This window comes from Geomesophilobacter sediminis (genome assembly GCF_016458275.1).
Taxonomy (GTDB): Bacteria; Desulfobacterota; Desulfuromonadia; order Geobacterales; family Geobacteraceae; genus Geomesophilobacter; species Geomesophilobacter sediminis.
In genome coordinates, this window is record NZ_JAEMHM010000027.1 from 1 (window position 1) to 18,504 (window position 18,504).

The window sequence follows — 18,504 nt, forward strand, 5'->3', positions numbered from 1 at the left end:
GCTGACTACTTTGTTTGCATGAATTCACTGTCTACTATTTAGTTTTCAAAGACCAAGCCGCCGTTCGCGACAGACTCAGCAACTTACCCGAACTCGTTTCTGCTGTCAACGATTTTTTTCGATCGTTTTTCAACCGGTCGGGATATGAAGTTGTAAAGAGCAGTCATTACTGGAGTTTTCGTTCCGAAGAACAAAGCGTCCTGTGCAGCGGAAAGTGGTTATACCAAAACGACCGGGGGCGGTCAACGACAATATAGTTAATTTCTGCCAAGGGTCGAAAAAGAGAGCGCCCCCTGCCCTCACCCCGCCCGTCACGCGCCCCCCCCCTGAAGCAGGGGGGCCGCTGCGATCAATTCCAATCCACTTTGCGGCATCACTCCATTAAAAAAGCTGCCGGGGAGGTCTCCCCGGCAGCTTTTGGTTTATCCCGATAGAAGAGGATTACTGCTGCGCGGCCTGAAGCGCCTGCTCGATGTCGGCGATGATGTCCTTGACGTCCTCGATGCCGATCGAGAGCCGGATGAAGTCCGGACTTACCCCGGAGGCGAGCTGCTCCTCGGGGGAAAGCTGCTGGTGGGTGGTCGATGCGGGGTGGATCACCAGGCTCTTCGCGTCCCCGATGTTAGCGAGATGCGACAGGAGCTTCACGTTGTCGATGAACTTCTTGCCGGCTTCGAGCCCGCCCTTGATGCCGAACCCGATGATCGCACCGCAGCCGTTGGGGAGGTACTTCTTCGCGTTGGCGTGGTCCTTGTGGCTCGCCAGCCCCGGGTAGTTGACCCAGCTCACCAGCGGGCTCTTTTCCAGGTACTCGGCGACCTTCTGGGCGTTCTCCACGTGGCGCTGCATGCGCACGTGCAGGGTCTCGATCCCCTGGATGATCTGGAACGCGTTGAAGGGCGAGATGCAGGCGCCCATGTCGCGCAAAAGCTCGACGCGCATCTTGATGATGTAGGAAATGTTCCCCAGGGCGTCCCAGAACTTCAGGCCGTGGTAGGAGGGATCCGGCTCGGTGAATTCCGGGAATTTCCCGTTGTTCCAGGGGAAGGTGCCACCGTCGACCACGCAGCCGCCGATGCTGGTGCCGTGCCCGCCTAAAAATTTCGTGAGCGAGTAGACGACGATGTCGGCGCCGTGCTTGAGCGGCTTGAAGACGTACGGGGTCGCCGCGGTGTTGTCCACGATGTAAGGGATGCCGGCGTCGTGGGCGACCTTGGCGATCGCCTCGAAGTCGTCCACGTTGTTCTTGGGATTGCCGATCGCCTCGCTGTAGACCAGCCGGGTGTTCTCGTCGATCGCCCGGCGGATGTTTTCCGGGTCCGAAGAGTCAACGAACTTGACCGTGATGCCGAGCTTCGGCAGGGTGTAGTGGAAGAGGTTGTAGGTCCCGCCGTAGAGATAGCTCGTGGAGATGATGTTCTGCCCGGCTTGGGCGATGTTCAAAACGGCGTAGGTGGTCGCCGCCTGCCCGGAGGCGACCGCCAGGGCCGCGACCCCGCCGTCCAGTTCGGCGACCCTCTTTTCCAGGACGTCGGTGGTCGGGTTCATCAACCGGGTATAGATGTTGCCGAATTCCTTGAGGCCGAAGAGGTTTGCGGCGTGCTCGGCGTTCTTGAATACGTACGAAGAGGTCTGGTAGATCGGAACCGCGCGGGAAAGCGTAGTGGGGTCAGGAGTCTGACCGGCGTGAAGTGCGATGGTGTCGAAGCCTAAGGTCTTTTCATCTGCCATTGTGGTGTCCCCCATCCTGTTTATTACCAAATTGGTAAAGAACTATACAAGAGTATAGGACCCCTGTCAACAGCTTTCCAGTAAAGAACCTCTCACTACAAACTTTACCGACCTTCTAGGGACGATCGGTTAGAGCCGCTCGGGGAACCGTCCGTACAGCTCGGTCGCGGCGGCGAGCCGGGTAGCAAGCTTGGCCGAGAAGACGTCGCCGGGGCAGCGCCACCCCCAGTTTCCGGAAGCCACGCCGGGGACGTTCATCCTGGATGAGCTGGGGAGCTCCAAAAGGTCCTGCATCGGGATCACCGCGTAGTTTGCCACTGAGGCGAGCGCCGCGTTGATCATGTGCCAGACGATGTCGTTAGCCGGCCGGTCCAGATAGGTGAGCACCGCCTTCTGCTCCTTGGCTTTGAGACCCGAGAACCACCCGGCGGTGGTGTCGTTGTCGTGGGTCCCGGTGTAGACGACCGACTCCCGGACGTGGTTGTGCGGCAGATAGGGGTTGTCCGAACCGGAACCGAAGGCGAACTGGAGGATCTTCATCCCCGGAAAGCCGAAACGGTCCCGAAGCGCCTCCACCTCGGAGGTGATGACCCCCAGGTCCTCGGCGATGATGGGAAGCTCGCCGATGGCATTGCGCATCGCGTGGAACAGCGCATCCCCCGGCCCCTTGACCCAGTGCCCGTGCTCGGCGGTGGGGGCCCCGTGGGGAACTTCCCAATAGGCCTCGAAGCCGCGGAAGTGGTCGATCCGCACCATGTCGTAGAGGGAGAGGTCGTTCTTGAGCCGGGCCACCCACCAGCCGAAACCGTCGGCGGCCATCCGGTCCCAGTTGTAGAGCGGGTTGCCCCAGAGCTGGCCGGTCTTGCTGAAGTAGTCCGGCGGCACCCCCGCCACCACCGACGGCACCCCCTGTTCGTCTAAGTGGAACAGGTGCGGATTGGCCCAGACGTCGGCCGAGTCGAAGGCGACGAAGATGGGGAGGTCCCCGACGATGGAGATCCCCTGGGCGTTGGCGTATTTCTTCAGCTTGCGCCACTGGAGGAAAAACTGCCACTGCTGGTATTTCTGCTCCCCGATCAGGGAACCGAGCTGGTCGCTCCAGTCGGAAAGGGCCTCCGGCTCACGCTTCAGGATGGGATCGGGCCACTGGTTCCAGCTCATCCCCTCGAAGTGCGTCTTGAGCGCCATGAAGAGCGCGAAATCGTGCAGCCAGAAGGTGCTGTCGCAAAAGTGCCAGAAATCCTCCTTCCTCCTGCCGCTACCGGTGGCGAAGAACTGGGTCGCCGCCCGGCGCAGCGTGCCCCGCTTGTACTCCTCAACCGCCACGTAATCGATCCGCTCCGAGGTGAGGTCGGTCCGCAGCTCCTCGGGGGCGAGGTCCCCCTCCTCCACCAGGGTCTCCAGGGAGATGAGCAGCGGGTTCCCCGCAAAGGCCGAATAGCATGAGTACGGGGAGTTGCCGTAAGCGGTGGGGCCCAGGGGAAGGATCTGCCACAGCGACTGCCCCGCCTTGTGCAAAAAGTCCACGAAGCGGCGCGCCTGCTCGCCGAAGGAACCGATCCCCCCGTCACCGGGAAGGGAGGTTGGATGCAACAGGACCCCGCTTTTTCTCATTCTTGCCATGGGCACCTCGCGTTACGGATTTTTAAGAATCGCTACTATGCCATAAAAAAAGAGGGAATGAAACACGGTATTTGCCTTTACCGCGGACCGGCGGTGATGCTATACTCCGCCCCCATGGAAACGATAAAAACCGCCCTGTTCGAAACCCTGATGGAGCTCGCCGTCCCCAACGCGGAAGGCGGCTACACCTTCACCCTGGACGGGGAGACCTTCACCATCCAGGACACCCTGGAAATTACCGGGATCGCCACCAAGAAGGGGTACATCATCATCTATTAGCCCCTTTGCCCCCATCCTCACCCTTCTCCGCCGCAAGCTCGCGCACGCCCCTTGATGAGGGGACGCAGTACGCTCCATCCCCCTTCCTTCCGCATCATTCCCGCTTAAAAAAAAACCGGCCACGCACCTGAGCACGTGACCGGCATCCTGATGGCCCTCCGTTCCACTCCGTTTCGGGTTGCCCCGAACCTCTCCTCACCTCATGCCATCCATACCCGCCTGATTACTGAAACGTGGTGACAAAGTTCAGCTTGCAGTTCGGAACGTAACTCGTGTCGTGGCTGGGAGTATCCTGCCCGATCTTGAGGTACTCGGAAGAATCGGTCGGATTGGGGACCACCCAGGTAGAGGGGAGGGTCGGAGTACTCCCGGCGGTCGGGAGCTTGAAGATGATCTTGCCGATTTCAATCCCGTTTCCGACCGAGTTCATCCGTACGTTGAGCCCGCCGTTGTTGATCATGCTGACCCGCACCAGCCCGGTACTGGTATTGTAGGTGCCCGAGAAGTTCGACGCCGGGAGCACCACCGGCCCGGAGGGGACGAACGAGGCGCTGTACAGCGGAAGATTGCCGCTGGTGACCCCGGAGGCGGTGGATACGTTGGCCAGGACGCCGTTGGGAAGCTTGAATGAGGTGTCGACGGTCGCCACCCAGGCGCTGGTGGTCATGTTCCCGAACAGGTAGACCGTGGTTACCGCTTTAGAGGCCGGGGCGCTGCTGCCGCCGCCACCACCGCCACAACCGCTCATGATGGCAGCAAGGAAAAAAGTCACAGGGATCAGGTATCTCTTCATCTCGGTATCCTCCGGTTCGATGATTGATGGAGCGGGTCCCCTCCCCCTGCCGGAGGAGGGGACCTTTTTCTTTTACAGCGGGAACAGTCCGACCGCCCGGCGCAGCAGCACGTACACGTCGAGAAGGTCGATCTGGCCATCCGGTTGCGGGACGCCGTTCACGCTCGGAGCCACGTCGGCATGGGCGAGGTCAAGCGGTCCCGGGGTCACTTGGCCCTTGGCGATCTGCAGGGCCCGCAAGGCGCTCTGCAGGTAGCTGGTGGTCCCGGGGAGGAGGCCGTCCTTGGCCCCGTAGGTGATGCTGGCGGTCACCGGGAAGTAGAGGTGGCCGCCCCCGAGGGTGGCGTCGCGGAACCGTACGTAGATGGTCTTGGGCCCTTCACCCGGGGAGAGGGTCCACTGCTTGGTGGTCGCGTACGGCTCCTCGGTGGAGTAATTCACCCCGTCGCTGGAGAACTGCATGGTGGAGACCCCCTGCGGGTCGGTGGCGGCCAGGGTGAGGGTGACCACGTTGGAAGCGGTGGTTGTCGCACCGTTGTTGATCTTCACGCTCATCACCATGTCGGCGGTGTGCAGGGTCCAGGTCCCGGACTTGACCCCCTCCACGTTGCCGGCCTGATCCACGGAGAAGTACTGGATCGTGGTGTTGGCGGTCACCGAGATGGGACCGGTGTAGACCGCGGAGGCCTGGGTCGGGGTGGTCCCGTCGGTGGTGTAGTAAATCGTCCCCGCCTCGTTGGCGGTCAGGGTGACCGCTACCGGGCCGGAGGCATATTCGCCGGGGACCGGGCTCGCGGTGGTGATCGGGGTCACGGTATCGACAACCACCGATGCGGTGACCGGGTCGTAGAGGGTTCCCCCGCCGATGGAGGCGTCACGGAACCGGACGTAGACGGTCTTCGGACCGTCGCCGGGAGTGAGGGTCCAGACCTTGGTGGCCGCGTACGGTTCTTCCGCCGTGTAGACGGCGCCGTCGTTGGAGAACTGCATCGCCACGATCCCCACCGGGTCGCTCGCCTTGAGGGAGAGGCTCACCTGCGGGTTGTTGATCCGGGGCGCCCCGGTGTTGATGACGACGCTGGCGCTGAGATCCTGGCTGTGTACCGTCCAGGTCCCGGTCTTGACGCTTTCGACGTTACCGGCGGCGTCGACGGCGAAGTAGCTGATGGTGTTGCTCGTGGAGACGGAGATCGGCCCCTGGTAGACACTGGATGCGGTGGTGGGGGTGGTTCCGTCCACGGTGTAGTAGATGTTCGCCCCTTCGTTCGCGACCAGGGTCACCTGGACCGGTCCGGTGGCGTAGGTTCCGGCCACCGGCAAGGCGGTGGTGACCGGAGCGGTCTGGTCCAGGGTGATCGAGGCGGTCACCGGGGCATGCACGGTACCGGTGGGGAGCGCCTTGTCGCGGAACCGGGCGTAGACCTGCTTGATGCCGTCGCCGGCCGCCAAGGTCCAGGCCTTGGTCGTGGCGTACGGTTCCTCGGCGGAGAAGCTGACCCCGTCGTTGGAGAACTGCATGCTGGCGATGCCGGCCGGATCGTTCGCGGTCAGGTCGAGGGTAACCGCCAGGTTGTTGGTGACCGCGGCGCCGTTGTTGATGGTGACCGAGGCCAAGAGGTCGCCCTGGTCGATGGTCCAGGTGTTCGAGGTGACCGGGGAGCTGTTGCCGGCCAGGTCGACCGCCAGGTAGCTGACGGTGGTGGTGGCCGAAAGGGACAGCGGCCCAGTGTAGACGGCGGATGCGGTGGTCGGGGTGCTGCCGTCGATGGTGTAGTAGATGGTCGCCGCCTCGCTCGCGCTCAGGGTGACGCTGACCGGTGCCGAGGTATAGATGGCGGGCAGCGGTGTCACGGCGACCGTCGGCGGGATGGTATCCACGATGATGTTCGCGGTGATCGGGGTGTAGAGGACCCCGCCACCCAGCGAGTTGTCCCGGAACCTCACGTACACGGTCTTGAGCCCTTCGCCGGAGGCGAGGATCCAGTTCTTGGTGGTGGCGAACGGCTCCTCGGCGGAGTAGTTCACCCCGTCGTTGGAGAACTGCATGGCGGCCAGGCCGGTCGGGTCGGTGGCGGAGAGATTGAGCGTCACCCCGGCCTGGGTGGTACGTGCGGCACCGCCGTTGATCTGGACGCTCGCGGTCATGTCGTTGGTGTGGACCGTCCAGGTCCCGTGCTTCGCGGTTTCCACGTTACCCGCCGCATCGATGGCGAGGTAGTTGATGGTGCTGACGCTGGTCACCGGGATCGGGGCGCTGTAGACCAGCGAAGCCGAGGTCGGGGTGGTGCCGTCCAGCGTGTAGTAAATGGTGGCCGGCTTGTTGACGGTGAGGGTTACCTGCACCGGCGGGGCGGCATACACCCCGGGGACCGGGCTCGCGGCGGTCACCGGGACCGCGGTGTCGAGGATGATCCCGGCGGTGATCGGCGGGTAGAGAACCCCGCCGCCCAGCGTCGCGTCGCGGAAGCGGACGTAGACGGTCTTCGCGCCGTCGCCGGCCGACAGGATCCAGGACTTGGTCGCGATGGTCGCCCCGGCGGGGAACGGCTCTTCGGCGCTGTAGGTTACCCCGTCGTTGGAGAACTGCATGGTCGCCACGCCCACCGGATCGACCGCGGAGAGGTTGAGCAACACGGCGGTCGAGTTGGTGCGCAGCGCGCCGTGGTTGATCTGGATGCTCGCGGTCAGGTCGGCGGAGGCATGGATGGTCCAGGTGCCGGACTGCGGCGCCTCGACGTTGCCGGCGAGATCCACCGCGAAGTACTTGATGGTAGTGGTCGCCGCCACCGAGATCGGTGCGGTGTACATGGCCGACGCGGTGGTCGGGGTCGAGCCGTCCACGGTGTAGTAGATCTTGGCCGCTTCGTTCGCGGTCAGGGTCACCGGTACCGGAGCTGCGGCGTAGGTACCCGGGGCCGGGGTCGAGCTGACCACCGGAGCGATGGTATCCAGGGTGATGGTTGCGCTGAGCGGGCTGAAGAGCTTGCCGGCCGGCAGCGCGTTGTTACGGAACCGGACGTAGACCGTTTTCGGGCCGTCCCCGGCGGGGAGGGTCCAGTTCTTGGTGGTGGCGTACGGCTCCTCGGCGGTGAAGTTCGCCCCGTCGTTGGAGAACTGCATGGTGGCGATGGTGGCGCCGGACGGGTCGCTCGCGGCAAGGGCGAGGGTGACCGCCGTGCTGTTGGTCAGCGCGGTGCCGCCGTTGATGGTGATGCTCGCCACCAGGTTCTGGTTGCTCAAGGTCCAGGTCCCGCTCTTCACCGTTTCCACGTTGCCGGCGAGGTCCACCGCGAAGTACTGGATGGTGGTGGTCGCGTTGACCGGGATCGGTGCGGTGTAGACCGGGGAGTTGATCGTCGGGATCGAACCGTCGGTCGTATAGTGGATGGTCGCCCCCTTCTCGTTGGCGGTGAGGGTCACGGTTCCGGGCGAGGATGCGTAGATTCCCGGGACCGGCGAAGCGGAAGTCGCCGGCGCCACCGTGTCCACGGTGATGCTTGCCGTGATCGGTGCGTAGAGGGTCCCGCCGCCGGCGGTGCCGTCGCGGAACTTCACGTAGACGGTCTTGAGCCCGTCACCCGGGGTGAGCGTCCACTGCTTGGTCGTCGCGTAGTTCTCCTCGGCGGTGAAGTTCACCCCGTCGTTGGAGAACTGCATGGTGGCGATCCCGAACGGGTCGCTGGCGGCGAGGGTCAGGGTCACCGGCACGTTCTTGTTCAGGTAGAGCTGCCCACCGTTGATCGCAACCGACGCGGTAAGGTCGGAGGCGGGGATGTTCCAGGTCCCGCTCTTCACGGTTTCCGCGTTGCCGGCCAGATCGACCGAGAAGTAGCTGATGGTGGTCGTGCTGTTGATCTGGATCGGGGCGGTGTAGACCAGGGATGCGGTGGTCGGAGTGGTGCCGTCCAGCGTGTAGTAGGTGGTAGCCGGCTCGCTGGTGGTAAGGGTCACCGCGATCGGAACGTAGGTCCCCGGAACCGGGTTGGCTACCGTCAACGGCGGCGTGGTATCCAGGGTGATGCTCGCCGTAAAGGTGTAGAGGGCTCCGCCGCCGGCGGTGCCGTCGCGGAACTTGACGTAGACGGTCTTCTTGCCGTCGCCGGGGGTCAAGGTCCAGGCCTTGCCGGAGGCATACGGCTCCTCGGCGCTGTAGGTGATCCCGTCGTTGGAGAACTGCATCCCCACCACCCCATTGGGATCGGTGGCGCTCAGGGTCAGGGCGACGGCGGCGTTTTTGGTCTGGAGCGCGCCGTTGTTGATCGAGACGCTCGCGATCATGTCCGGGATGTGGAACTTCCAGGTTCCGGTATTTACCGGCTCCGCGTTCCCGGCGACGTCAACGGCGAAGTACTTCACCGTGGTGTCGGTGGTGAGGGTGAGCGGCGCGGAATAGATGGCCGAGGTCGTGGTCGGCGGGGTTCCGTCGATCGTGTAGTAGATCGTGGCCGGCTCGTTCGCGGTCAGGGTGACGTTGACCGGTGCCTGGGCGTAGGTGGCCGGGATCGGCGACGCGGTCGACACCGGCGCTACGGTATCGAGGACGATCGTGGCGGTGACCGGCGGGTAGAGCACGCCGGTGGGCAGTGCCAGGTCGCGGAACCGGACGTAGACGGTCTTCGGTCCGTCGCCGACCGGGATCTGCCAGATCTTGCTGGTGCTGTACGGCTCCTCGGCGGAGAAGGTCACCCCGTCGTTGGAGAATTGCATGGTCGCGATGCCGGCCGGGTCGGAAGCCGCCAGGGTGAGGTTCACCATGGTGTTGTTGGTCCGGGCCGCGCCGTTGTTGATGGCGACGCTTGCCACGAGGTCGGCGCCGTTCACCGTATAGGCCGCGGTTTTCACCGCCTCGGCGTTGCCGGCGAGATCGACCGCGAAGTACTTGATCGTGGTGGTGGCCGAGACCGGGACCGGGCCGGTGTAGACGGTCGAGGCGGTGGTCGGGACGGTTCCGTCAACCGTGTAGTAGATGGTGGCGGGCTCGCTGGCGGTCAGGGTTACCGTGCCCGGGGCGACGCCGTAGATCCCGGGGATCGGGCTCGGCGTGGTGACCGGGGCGACGGTATCCAGGATGACGTTCGCCGAAACCGGGGCGTAGAGCACGCCGATGCTGTCCCGGAACTTGACGTAGACGGTTTTCGGTCCGTCGCCGGCGGCGAGGGTCCAGGCCTTGGTGGTGGCGTAGGTCTCCTCGGCGGTGTACGTCGTCCCGTCGTTGGAGAACTGCATGGTGGTCACCGGGTTCGGGTCGGTCGCGGCAAGGTTCAGGGTGACCGCGGTGCTGTTCACCTGGGCCGCGCCGTTGTTGACCTTGACGCTCGCCACGAGGTCGGCCGGAGGGATGGTCCAGGTACCGGTCTTCACCGCCTCCGCGTTGCCGGCGAGATCGACGGCGAAGTAGTTGATGGTCGTGGTGGTGGCCACCAGGATCGGGGTCGTGTAGACGTAGGTCGTGGTCGAGGTCGAAGTCGGCGACGGGATCTGCGGAGTGGTGCCGTCCACGGTGTAGTAGACGGTTGCCGGCTTGCTCGTGGTGAAGGCGACCTGGGTCGGGCCGTAGGTTCCCGGCGCCGGCGAAGGGGTGGTCACCGGGGGCACCGTGTCGACGGTGATGGTCGCGGTGATCGGGGCGTAGAGGTACCCGCCGCCCAAGGACTTGTCGCGCAGCCGTACGTAGACGGTCTTGACACCGTCCCCGGCGGTGAGCAGCCAGGACTTGACGGCCGGGTTGCTCGGGAAGATCTCCTCAGGGGTCCAGACCGTGCCGTCGTTGGAGAACGACATGGTGGCGATGCCGACCGGATCCACGGCGTTGATGGTCAGATTGACCGCCGGGCTGTTGGTAAGCAGGGCGCCGTTGTTGATGGCGACGCTCGCCGCCGCATCGGGGGTATGGACCACCCAGGTGTCGGAGTGCACGGCCTCCTGGTTGCCGTTCACGTCCACCGCGAAGTAGTTGACCGTGGTGGTGACGTTGAGGACGATCGGCACCGTGTACTTGGTCGAAGCGGTGGTCGGGATCGTTCCGTCGGTGGTGTAGTAAATCGTTGCCGGCGGAGCGATGGTCGAGGCGGTCAAGGTTACGGTGACCGGAGCCGCGGCGTAGACGCCCGGCACCGGCGTCGAGACGGTGGCCGGCGGGGTCGCCGGCGGGACCACCACGTAGGCCAAGGTACTGGTGAACGGGGCCGCGGTCGGGCTGGTGCGCACGTCGACGGTGAGGGTGTAGTTGCCGACCGGGGTGGTGTCCATGAGCTGCCACTGGTTTTTGAGCGACCAATCCTGGACCAGGGTCTTGGTGGTCCCGGTGGTGAGCCAGAAGCGGTAGGAATAAACCGCGGTAGCAGAGGCACCGCTGCCGGTGGCGGTGAAGGTTACCTGGGTTCCAACCACGTGCGGGGTCGGCTTGTCCGGGGTGATGGTGAGCCCGGTCGGGTTGGTGAAGCCGTTGGTGGTGATGGTGCTGGAAACCAGCGGGGTCGAATCGCCGACGCTGTTGTAGGCGATGACCCGGTAGCGGTAGCGTGTGTTCGAGGCGACCGTGGAGTCGACGTAACTCGGGGTCGAGGTCACCAGGAACGAGGTGGTCCCCAACGCGACGTAGGTCCCCACGGTACCGGCACCGCCGCCGGTCACCGGAGCGCGTTCGATGCGGTAGGAGGAGGTGTCGGCCGCGTTATCGGTCCAGGCCAGGGTCACCTGGTTGACGCCCGGGCTTCCCGGGGTCACCGTCAGTGCGGTCGGCGCCGCCGGCACCGCCGTCGGGACGTTGAAGATCACCGGGCGCATGAAGTCGTTTTCCTCGTGCCCGAGGATGTGGCAGTGCCAAACGTACTCGAAGCCGAAGTCGAACATCGTGTTCGGCGTCGCCACCGGAAGTCCCGCCCCCTGGGTGTAGGGGTCGACGACGATGTTGATGGTCGAGTTGACCGTGGAGCTCGGGTCCAGCGGCCGGACGCTATGAGGGAGGGCGAACGGCAGGGTCTGCTTCTGCGGACGGAAGGCGACCACCACGTCCTCGAGCGGGTTCATCCGGACCGTTTCTTTCCAGCCGTACTCGTTGTCGTCCGGCAGACGGATGGCACCGTCCCAGCCGACCCGGTTGATGAGCTGGACGTCGAAGTGATGGAAGTGCACCGGGTGGGTGTCGACCCCGTTATGGGTGATCTTCCACATGGTTTCCTGCCCGTCGTTGGTGTACTCGGTGGCGAGGTCGGCGTAGCCCAGCGGCACCGTGGTCTGCACCGTGTTGTTGGTGAAGGGAAGCTCCACCCCCAGGGTGGCGTTCATGCGCCCCCAGGCATCCCACAGCTCCTGGATCGCCTTCGGGCGGAACGGGATCGTGGTCTGCAGCGGGGCCGGGTTCGCCGCGGTCGGGATCGGGGTGAGGGTGACCGAATAATCCTGGATCTTGGCGAGGATGTCGTTGGTGTAGGTGGTCCCGTAGGCGGCATTGAAGACGGTCTCCGGAACGATGGGGACCGGCTGGCTCGCCTTGAAGGCGGCCGGCAGCGCCGACTGCAGCGCGGCGAGGTTGAACGCGGGGCCGGGGGTGCCGTTCACCTGGAACTGCATCACGGTCCGGGTGTTCGGGCCGTAGCCGCGCAGGGTCGAGGGGGCGCCGCCGCTCGTGGTCTGGTCCACGTCGCCGGTGTAGTAGTCGTAGCGCGGATCGAACGCCGGGTTCGGGGCGGGACCGTCGTTGTAGAGGATGATCTTGGAGCCGGTCGGCACCGAGGAGAAATCGACGACCACGTCGGCACGCTCGGCGGGTCCCAGCATCAGGCCGCGGTTAAGGGTGTTGAGCACGACGATGTTGCGCCGGTTGTAATCGTAGCCGATCGGCTGGGGCGGGACCACCGCCACGTTGGGGAGAAAGCCCCCTTCGCTCCCGATCTGGTACCAGCTCGGTCCTGCAGTCAGCGGGTCGGGGACGCCGCCGTCCCGGCCGTCGGTGGGCCAGGTGGGGGGGAAGGTCGGGTTGGGGCCGGCCGGGACCATCTTCACCTCTTTGCCGGTCGGATCACCCGGATCGGCATAGAAGAGGCTCAGGTTGAGGGTTCGGTCGTTACAGGCGTTCAGGATCCGGAACCGGTACGCCTTGGGCTGCACCACCAGGTACGGATACGCGGTGCCGTTCACGATCGGGGTGTCCATGAAGGCTTCCGGGGTGGTCGACGGCTCGGGGATCTTGGCGTGCGCGGCATCGACGATCACCGGCGGCCAGAACCAGGGGCCGTAGTCCCAGCGGCCGAAGGGGTTGGCGCCTCCCGGGGAGTTCGGGTCCTGGTTCGGCTCGTAGACGTGCGGGAACCAGAGGTCGCCGTACTGGCCCCACTTGGTGGTGTCCCACTTGGAGTCCTGCACCGCGATGTTCTGGGGGACGAAGGTCCTGTCCTGGATGACGAGCGGGATGCCGTAGCGATAATTGCCGCCCAGGTTGGGGAGGACGCCGGAGTTGATCAGGTTGTCCTCGGTGGGATCGGTCAGAAGGTAGCCGGCCGCCTCACCCGCGTAGACGTTGAGCCGGGTGATGCCGTAGGAGTGGTCGTGGTAGAACATGAGCCGGTTGGACTGCTGATTGGTGTAGTAGAAGGTCATCTCACCCTGGCCGGTCGCCGGCATATCCGGGACGTCCTGGGTGCTCAGCCCCTTCTGGTACGGGGTGGAGTTCTCCCCCACCGGCACCGTCCACTGGTGCGGCGTGCCGTCACTGATCCAGGGGGTGTTGCCGCCGTGCAGGTGCAGGGTCCCCCGGTTCTGGGTGAACATCCCCGAGAAGTTGGTGAAGGCGGGAACGCTTCCGTTTTTGGCCGTGGTCACCACCGGCCCCCGCCCCGCCCCCATGAGCGAGGTGTCCACCGGGATGAAGAGGTTGCCGGCCGCCCCGGTCGGGAGCAGGTTGGTGAACTTCACCCGCACCGGCTTGTTCTGGCTCGCGATGATGAGCGGTCCCAGGTACTGGGCCCGCGAAGCCGCCGTGGCGCGGGTCCCCAGGGCAGGGTTCAGGTCGACGTAGCCGCGCAGCCGGGTCGCCTTGGGGAGGTCGGAGTGCATCTTCTTGGTGTACTCCACCAGACCGATCTCGTAGTAGTCATCGCCGTGCCCGGAGGGGTCGGTCATCTTGGTGGCAACCGGGATGTACTGCCCAAGATTGTTGGCGTTGGCAGCGCCCACCCCGGGGAGGGAGTCCACGAACTTGCGCAGCGCGGTACCGGTGGTCCCGCCTGACGGACTGTTCGCATAATAGGTCCCCCCGCCGGGACCGGCAGTGGCCGTGGATACCCAAACGGAAAGGACCGCCATTACAATGAACAAACTCAGGGTTCTCCGACAGTCGATCTTGAACATGTGACACCTCGTGTGATACGTCGGTTATGGTAAAAAATGCCGACTAATTCTGCTTATCCTGCGTGATCAGCTTGGCCCGTTCCGCCCGGGCCGCCTCCAGGTCCGCCGGGTTGGGGCGGCGGTGGCGCGACCAGGGCGCCATCTGCGGCGGCTGGTACGACTGCACCGTCGGTGTCGTTGCGGCTCCCGCGCCGCTCAACACTTCCTGCGGCGGCTGCACCAAAGGAGCCCCGGGCATCTGTGCGGCCGGTGCCTGCGGTACCGCCACCTGCGCTCCGGGAAGCCCGGTGCAGGAGACCTCGTACCGCTCGGGAAACTCGACCACCCGGCAAGGCTCCGCAGCGTGGGCGAAAAGGGGTGAAAGCAAAAAGAAAAGCGCACCAATCATCGTTCTCATGGCCGGACCTCCGGCTCGAAGCCCCCCCGGTTCCTCGCGGAGACCGGGGCGGTCGATGGAATCGGGGGAGCTTTAGGCTCCGCCGGCTTTGCGGCTTGGGACTGCACATGCCCGATGGAGATCTTTTCTGTCGGCATCGCTCCGGGGAAGTGGGAAAAGGATGCCTTCTGTTCATTCGGAGTTTGCTGCAGGCGGCACGCCGGATGCGCAAAAACGCCCGATGTGCAGCCAGTACCTTACAGGATGCGTGCCATCGGGCGGATCGATTGTAGCTATTTAAAACTACGGGGTTTTCTGCTGCAGGCGCATAGAGCGGGCAATGCGGAGGGGTGCAAAGAAATTAACAGGGTGAGGGGCGGGAGTTTGGCTAACCATGGGACATCATTGAGGCTATCAGGTTTTCCCTACACGGGACCGGATGATTTTTAACGACACCCCTGCAACAAATGTTTCAGGGGGCCGCGGCGAGTACCTCATCCACTCTTCTGCCGTCGAGGGTCTCCTCCTCGAGAAGCGCCGTGGCGAGCGCATCGAGCTTGGCCCGGTTGGTGTAGATCAGTTCCTTGGCTTTTTCCTCGGCACTGCGGATCAGGCCGGCGATCTCCTGGTCGATCTGCCAGGCCATCTCCTCGGAAAAGGTCTTTTCCTCGGCGAGTTTCATTCCGAGGAAAGGGTGCTCCTCGCCGCGGGGAAAGGTCATTGCGCCGATCCGCTCGCTCATCCCCCACTGGCAGACCATCTTTTCGGCAAGCTCGGTCACCATCTTCAGGTCGCTCTGGGCGCCGGTGGAGACGTCGTTGAACATCGCCTTCTCCGCGACCCTCCCCCCCAGCGCCACCGCAAGCCGGTTCATGAGGTGGGTGCGCGGGTAGTGGTAACGGTCGTCCTCGGGAAGCTGCTGGGTCACGCCGAGGGCGCGGCCGCGCGGCAGGATGGTCACCTTGTGGACCGGGTCGGTGCTCGGCAGAAGCTTCGCCACCAGGGCGTGGCCGGCTTCGTGGTAGGCGGTGATCCGTTTCTCGTCGTCCGAGATCACCATGTGCCGCTCGCCACCCATGAGGATCTTGTCCTTGGCCCGCTCCAGGTGCTGCAGGCCCACCACGGTCTGGTTCTCGCGTGCGGCGATGATCGCCCCCTCGTTCACCAGCCCCTCCAGGTCCGCGCCGGTCATCCCCGGGGTACCCTTGGCGATCACCGCCAGGTCGACGTCCGCCGAGAGCGGGATCTTGCGGGTGTGCACCTTGAGGATCTTTTCCCGGTCGCGCCAGTCCGGCCGCTCGATCACCACGTTGCGGTCGAAACGTCCCGGGCGCAAAAGGGCCGGGTCGAGAACGTCGGGGCGGTTGGTCGCCGCCATCACCACCACCTCCTCATGAGGGTCGAACCCGTCCATCTCGGAAAGGAGCTGGTTCAGGGTCTGCTCCCGCTCGTCGTGCCCGCCGCCGAACCCGGCGCCGCGGCTTCTCCCGACCGCGTCCAACTCGTCGATGAAGATGATGCTCGGGACCGCCTTGCGTGCCGAGGAAAAAAGGTCGCGCACCCGGCTCGCCCCCACCCCGACGAACATCTCGATGAACTGGGATGCCGAGATGGAGAAGAAGGAGACCCCAGCCTCGCCGGCTACGGCACGCGCCAAAAGCGTCTTGCCGGTGCCCGGGGGGCCGACCAGGAGGATCCCCTTGGGGACCTTGCCGCCGATCTGCTGGAACTTCTTGGGATCCTTTAGATAGTCGATCACCTCGCGCAGCTCCTGCTTCGCCTCCTCCAGCCCCGCCACATCGGAGAAGGTGACGTTGATCAATTCCGAGGTATAGCTCTTGGCCCCGGAGCGGGCAAAGCCGCCCATGATGGCGCCGGGGCCCTGGCTGCGCATCCCACGCATGATGAACCACCAGATCCCGATGATGAGGACCCAGGGGAGCAGGTACAGGATGAGGTTGGTGAAACCGGTGCCGTCGGTGGGGACGGCGGTGACGTCCACCCGCCGGCTGTTCAGTTCCGGCATCAAGGTGGAATCGCCGATGGCGGGGATGTAGGCGGTGAAATAGGTGGTGGGGGTCGGGGCGGCCTTGGCATCGCCCGGGGGGGGAAGTGAAACCGGGGCGTTGAACTCCCCTTTGAGGAAACCGCCCCGGATGGAGACCCGCTTCACGTTGTTATTGGCCAACTCGTCGCGAAACCGGGTGTAGGTGATCTCGGTCCCCCGCTCGGAGGCCTGTTTCATGAAGTTGCCGTAGAACAGATCAAACAGAAAGATAAGCAGGGCAGTGACCAGCAACGGTCTCCAGATCGACGGCTTCATGAGGAACTCCTTCCGGCGCGGTTTCTGAGGAAAACGACCCGTGAAGATGACCTAAGAATTGGGACCTCGGAATTTTAACGAAGTTTGCAGGGTTGACAAGGCGGGAAGTGGCGCGGTTTCACGGCTCCAGGCGGAACTGTCCCTGCCCGTAGGGGGCGTTTTTGCCCAAGTGCAGCACCTCCCCCAGGCGGAGGAGCAGGTGGAACGGCTCCAGCTCCCCGCGGAAGGTGGCGCTGCCGACCATCCCGGAAACCCGCTTCCCCCACTCGGCGAACCGCCAATCCGCCGCATCGGTGCGGACCTGCAGCGACTGCCCGGAGAGCCAGGGGTAATCGAAGGGAAGCTCGCAGCCGCCGTAGTAGGAAGCGACCGCCGAGGCGCGCCGCAGGAGCGGACGGACCAGGTGGGAAAAATCGAGCTGGCGCAGGGGACGCCCCTCCTGCAGCACCTTGACCGGGGTGAGGAACCGGACCGTGACGCGGTCTGCGGCAAGGGGGAGCGCGAGATCGCCGGAGCTTAGGATGGGAAGCGCCGCGGCGTCGGCCCCCTCCAGGCGGAGCGGTACCGCTTCCCCCCCCTGGGCGAGCGCCTCGCTGTGCAGTACGGTCAGCCCATGCTCGTCAAGAAAAAGCGCCAGCGCGGCGCAGAAGGGGCCGACGCTCTGGGTGGCGCTCCCGAACAGGGTGAGCGAGCAGGTGGACTCCGGATCGCGCCGGTTGTCCAGGACCGGAAAGGAAAAGACGAAGGGAAGCGGCGGCTTCTGGTGGCGCCGGACCGCGTCGGGGTCGCAGGAGATGCTCTGGGCGAAGTTGGCCGGATAGGGGCAGGTCCCGGTCTTGCGGCAGCCGCGGCAGTCGCCGGAGCTGCAACCGCAGGCCGTGCGGAAGGCGGCGTCGAAGCGGGCGCGGCCGGCAAAAAGGGCATAGGGATCGGGGATCGGGGCCGCGCTCCGCAGGGTGACCCGTATGGTGAGGTAATCGAACTCCACGTCTTCCTCCGCGGCACACCCTATACCCGCAGCGGGGCCGGAGGCAACCAAAAAGAGGCCGATGTTTGCCGAGGTGGGAGCAAAAAAACGTCCCTTCCCCTTCAAGGGGGAGGGACGGCTGGGGATGGGAGGGGCGGTACGTTCTCGACAGCCGCCCATCCTCACCCTGTCCCTCTCCTCGAAGGAGAGGGGACGCCGGGCTCGGCAGCCGCGTTGGTTTCCGGGATGCATAAAAAAAGGGGCGGAAGGTTTCCCCTCCGCCCCGGTTACAGCATGAATCTAACGGTGATCGACTACTTGAACAGCGCCTTCTGGAATTCGCGGTTGAGACGGGCGATGAACTTGACGCTGATCCCTTTCGGGCAGGCGGCCTGGCACTCGTAGTGGTTCGAGCAGTTGCCGAAGCCGGCCTCGGTCAGCGCGTCGGCCATGGCGGTGACGCGGGCCGCCGCCTCGACCTGGCCCTGCGGCAGGGCCGCGAGCTGGGCCACCTTGGCCGAGGTGTAGAGCATCGCCGAGCCGTTCGGGCAGGCGGCGACGCAGGCGCCGCAGCCGATGCACTCAGCGGCGTCCATCGCGTAGTCGGCGGCGATCTTGGAGATGAGGATCGCGTTGCCGTCGGCAACCCCGCCGGTGTGAGCGGAGGTGTAGCCACCGGCCTGCATGATCTTCTCGAGGTTGGAACGGTCCACGATCAGGTCCTTCTGGACCGGGAACGCCACCGCTCTCCACGGCTCGATGTAGATGCTGTCGCCGTTTTTGAAGGTACGCATGTGCAGCTGGCAGACCGTGGTACGCTCCTGGCCGCCGTGCGGGACGCCGTTGATGACCTGGGAGCACATCCCGCAGATCCCTTCGCGGCAGTCGTGGTCAAAGGCGATCGGGTCTTTCCCGGCTTTGATGAGTTCTTCGTTAACCTCGTCGAGCATCTCGAGGAAGGACTGGTCCGGGCTCACGTTTTTAGCCTCGTATTGCTCGAGACGGCCCGGCTCGTTCGGACCTGCCTGGCGCCAGACATGCAAGGTCAATGTCATGGTTTGTGC

At 64.6% G+C, this 18,504-nt stretch carries 9 protein-coding genes; 1 reads left to right on the top strand and 8 read right to left on the bottom strand.

The window, feature by feature from the left end; translation table 11 throughout:
• Window positions 1-441 precede the first annotated feature (441 nt).
• Window positions 442-1,731 (bottom strand): homocysteine synthase, encoded by a 1,290-nt coding sequence (locus JFN93_RS23275; protein ID WP_199386788.1) that lies wholly within the window; start codon window positions 1,729-1,731, stop codon window positions 442-444.
• Between the two features lie 129 nt (window positions 1,732-1,860).
• Window positions 1,861-3,354 (bottom strand): 4-alpha-glucanotransferase, encoded by a 1,494-nt coding sequence (malQ, locus tag JFN93_RS23280; protein WP_199386789.1) that lies wholly within the window; start codon window positions 3,352-3,354, stop codon window positions 1,861-1,863.
• 57 nt (window positions 3,355-3,411) lie between these two features.
• On the opposite strand from malQ, the gene JFN93_RS23285 reads away from it, so the two are divergent.
• Window positions 3,412-3,633, top strand: a complete 222-nt coding sequence (locus tag JFN93_RS23285) for a hypothetical protein (RefSeq protein WP_199386833.1) — start codon at window positions 3,412-3,414, stop codon at window positions 3,631-3,633.
• 223 nt (window positions 3,634-3,856) lie between these two features.
• Here the strand turns inward: JFN93_RS23285 and JFN93_RS23290 are convergent, their stop codons facing one another.
• From JFN93_RS23290 to JFN93_RS23360, 6 genes are all read right to left on the bottom strand, one after another.
• On the bottom strand, window positions 3,857-4,426 hold the full coding sequence (locus tag JFN93_RS23290; protein ID WP_199386790.1) for a hypothetical protein: 570 nt from the start codon (window positions 4,424-4,426) through the stop codon (window positions 3,857-3,859).
• Between the two features lie 72 nt (window positions 4,427-4,498).
• The gene (locus JFN93_RS25675; protein WP_236021939.1) at window positions 4,499-13,741 is read right to left on the bottom strand and encodes a chitobiase/beta-hexosaminidase C-terminal domain-containing protein; all 9,243 of its coding nucleotides are present in this window, start codon (window positions 13,739-13,741) and stop codon (window positions 4,499-4,501) included.
• Between the two features lie 76 nt (window positions 13,742-13,817).
• Complete coding sequence (locus JFN93_RS23345) at window positions 13,818-14,171, bottom strand: hypothetical protein (RefSeq protein WP_199386791.1); 354 nt, start codon at window positions 14,169-14,171, stop codon at window positions 13,818-13,820.
• A gap of 451 nt (window positions 14,172-14,622) precedes the next feature.
• Window positions 14,623-16,473 (bottom strand): ATP-dependent zinc metalloprotease FtsH, encoded by a 1,851-nt coding sequence (gene ftsH / locus JFN93_RS23350; RefSeq protein ID WP_199386792.1) that lies wholly within the window; start codon window positions 16,471-16,473, stop codon window positions 14,623-14,625.
• Between the two features lie 118 nt (window positions 16,474-16,591).
• On the bottom strand, window positions 16,592-17,461 hold the full coding sequence (gene cas6 / locus JFN93_RS23355) for a CRISPR system precrRNA processing endoribonuclease RAMP protein Cas6 (RefSeq protein WP_199386793.1): 870 nt from the start codon (window positions 17,459-17,461) through the stop codon (window positions 16,592-16,594).
• A 293-nt stretch (window positions 17,462-17,754) separates the two neighbouring features.
• Window positions 17,755-18,495, bottom strand: a complete 741-nt coding sequence (locus JFN93_RS23360; protein WP_199386832.1) for a succinate dehydrogenase/fumarate reductase iron-sulfur subunit — start codon at window positions 18,493-18,495, stop codon at window positions 17,755-17,757.
• Window positions 18,496-18,504 lie beyond the last annotated feature (9 nt).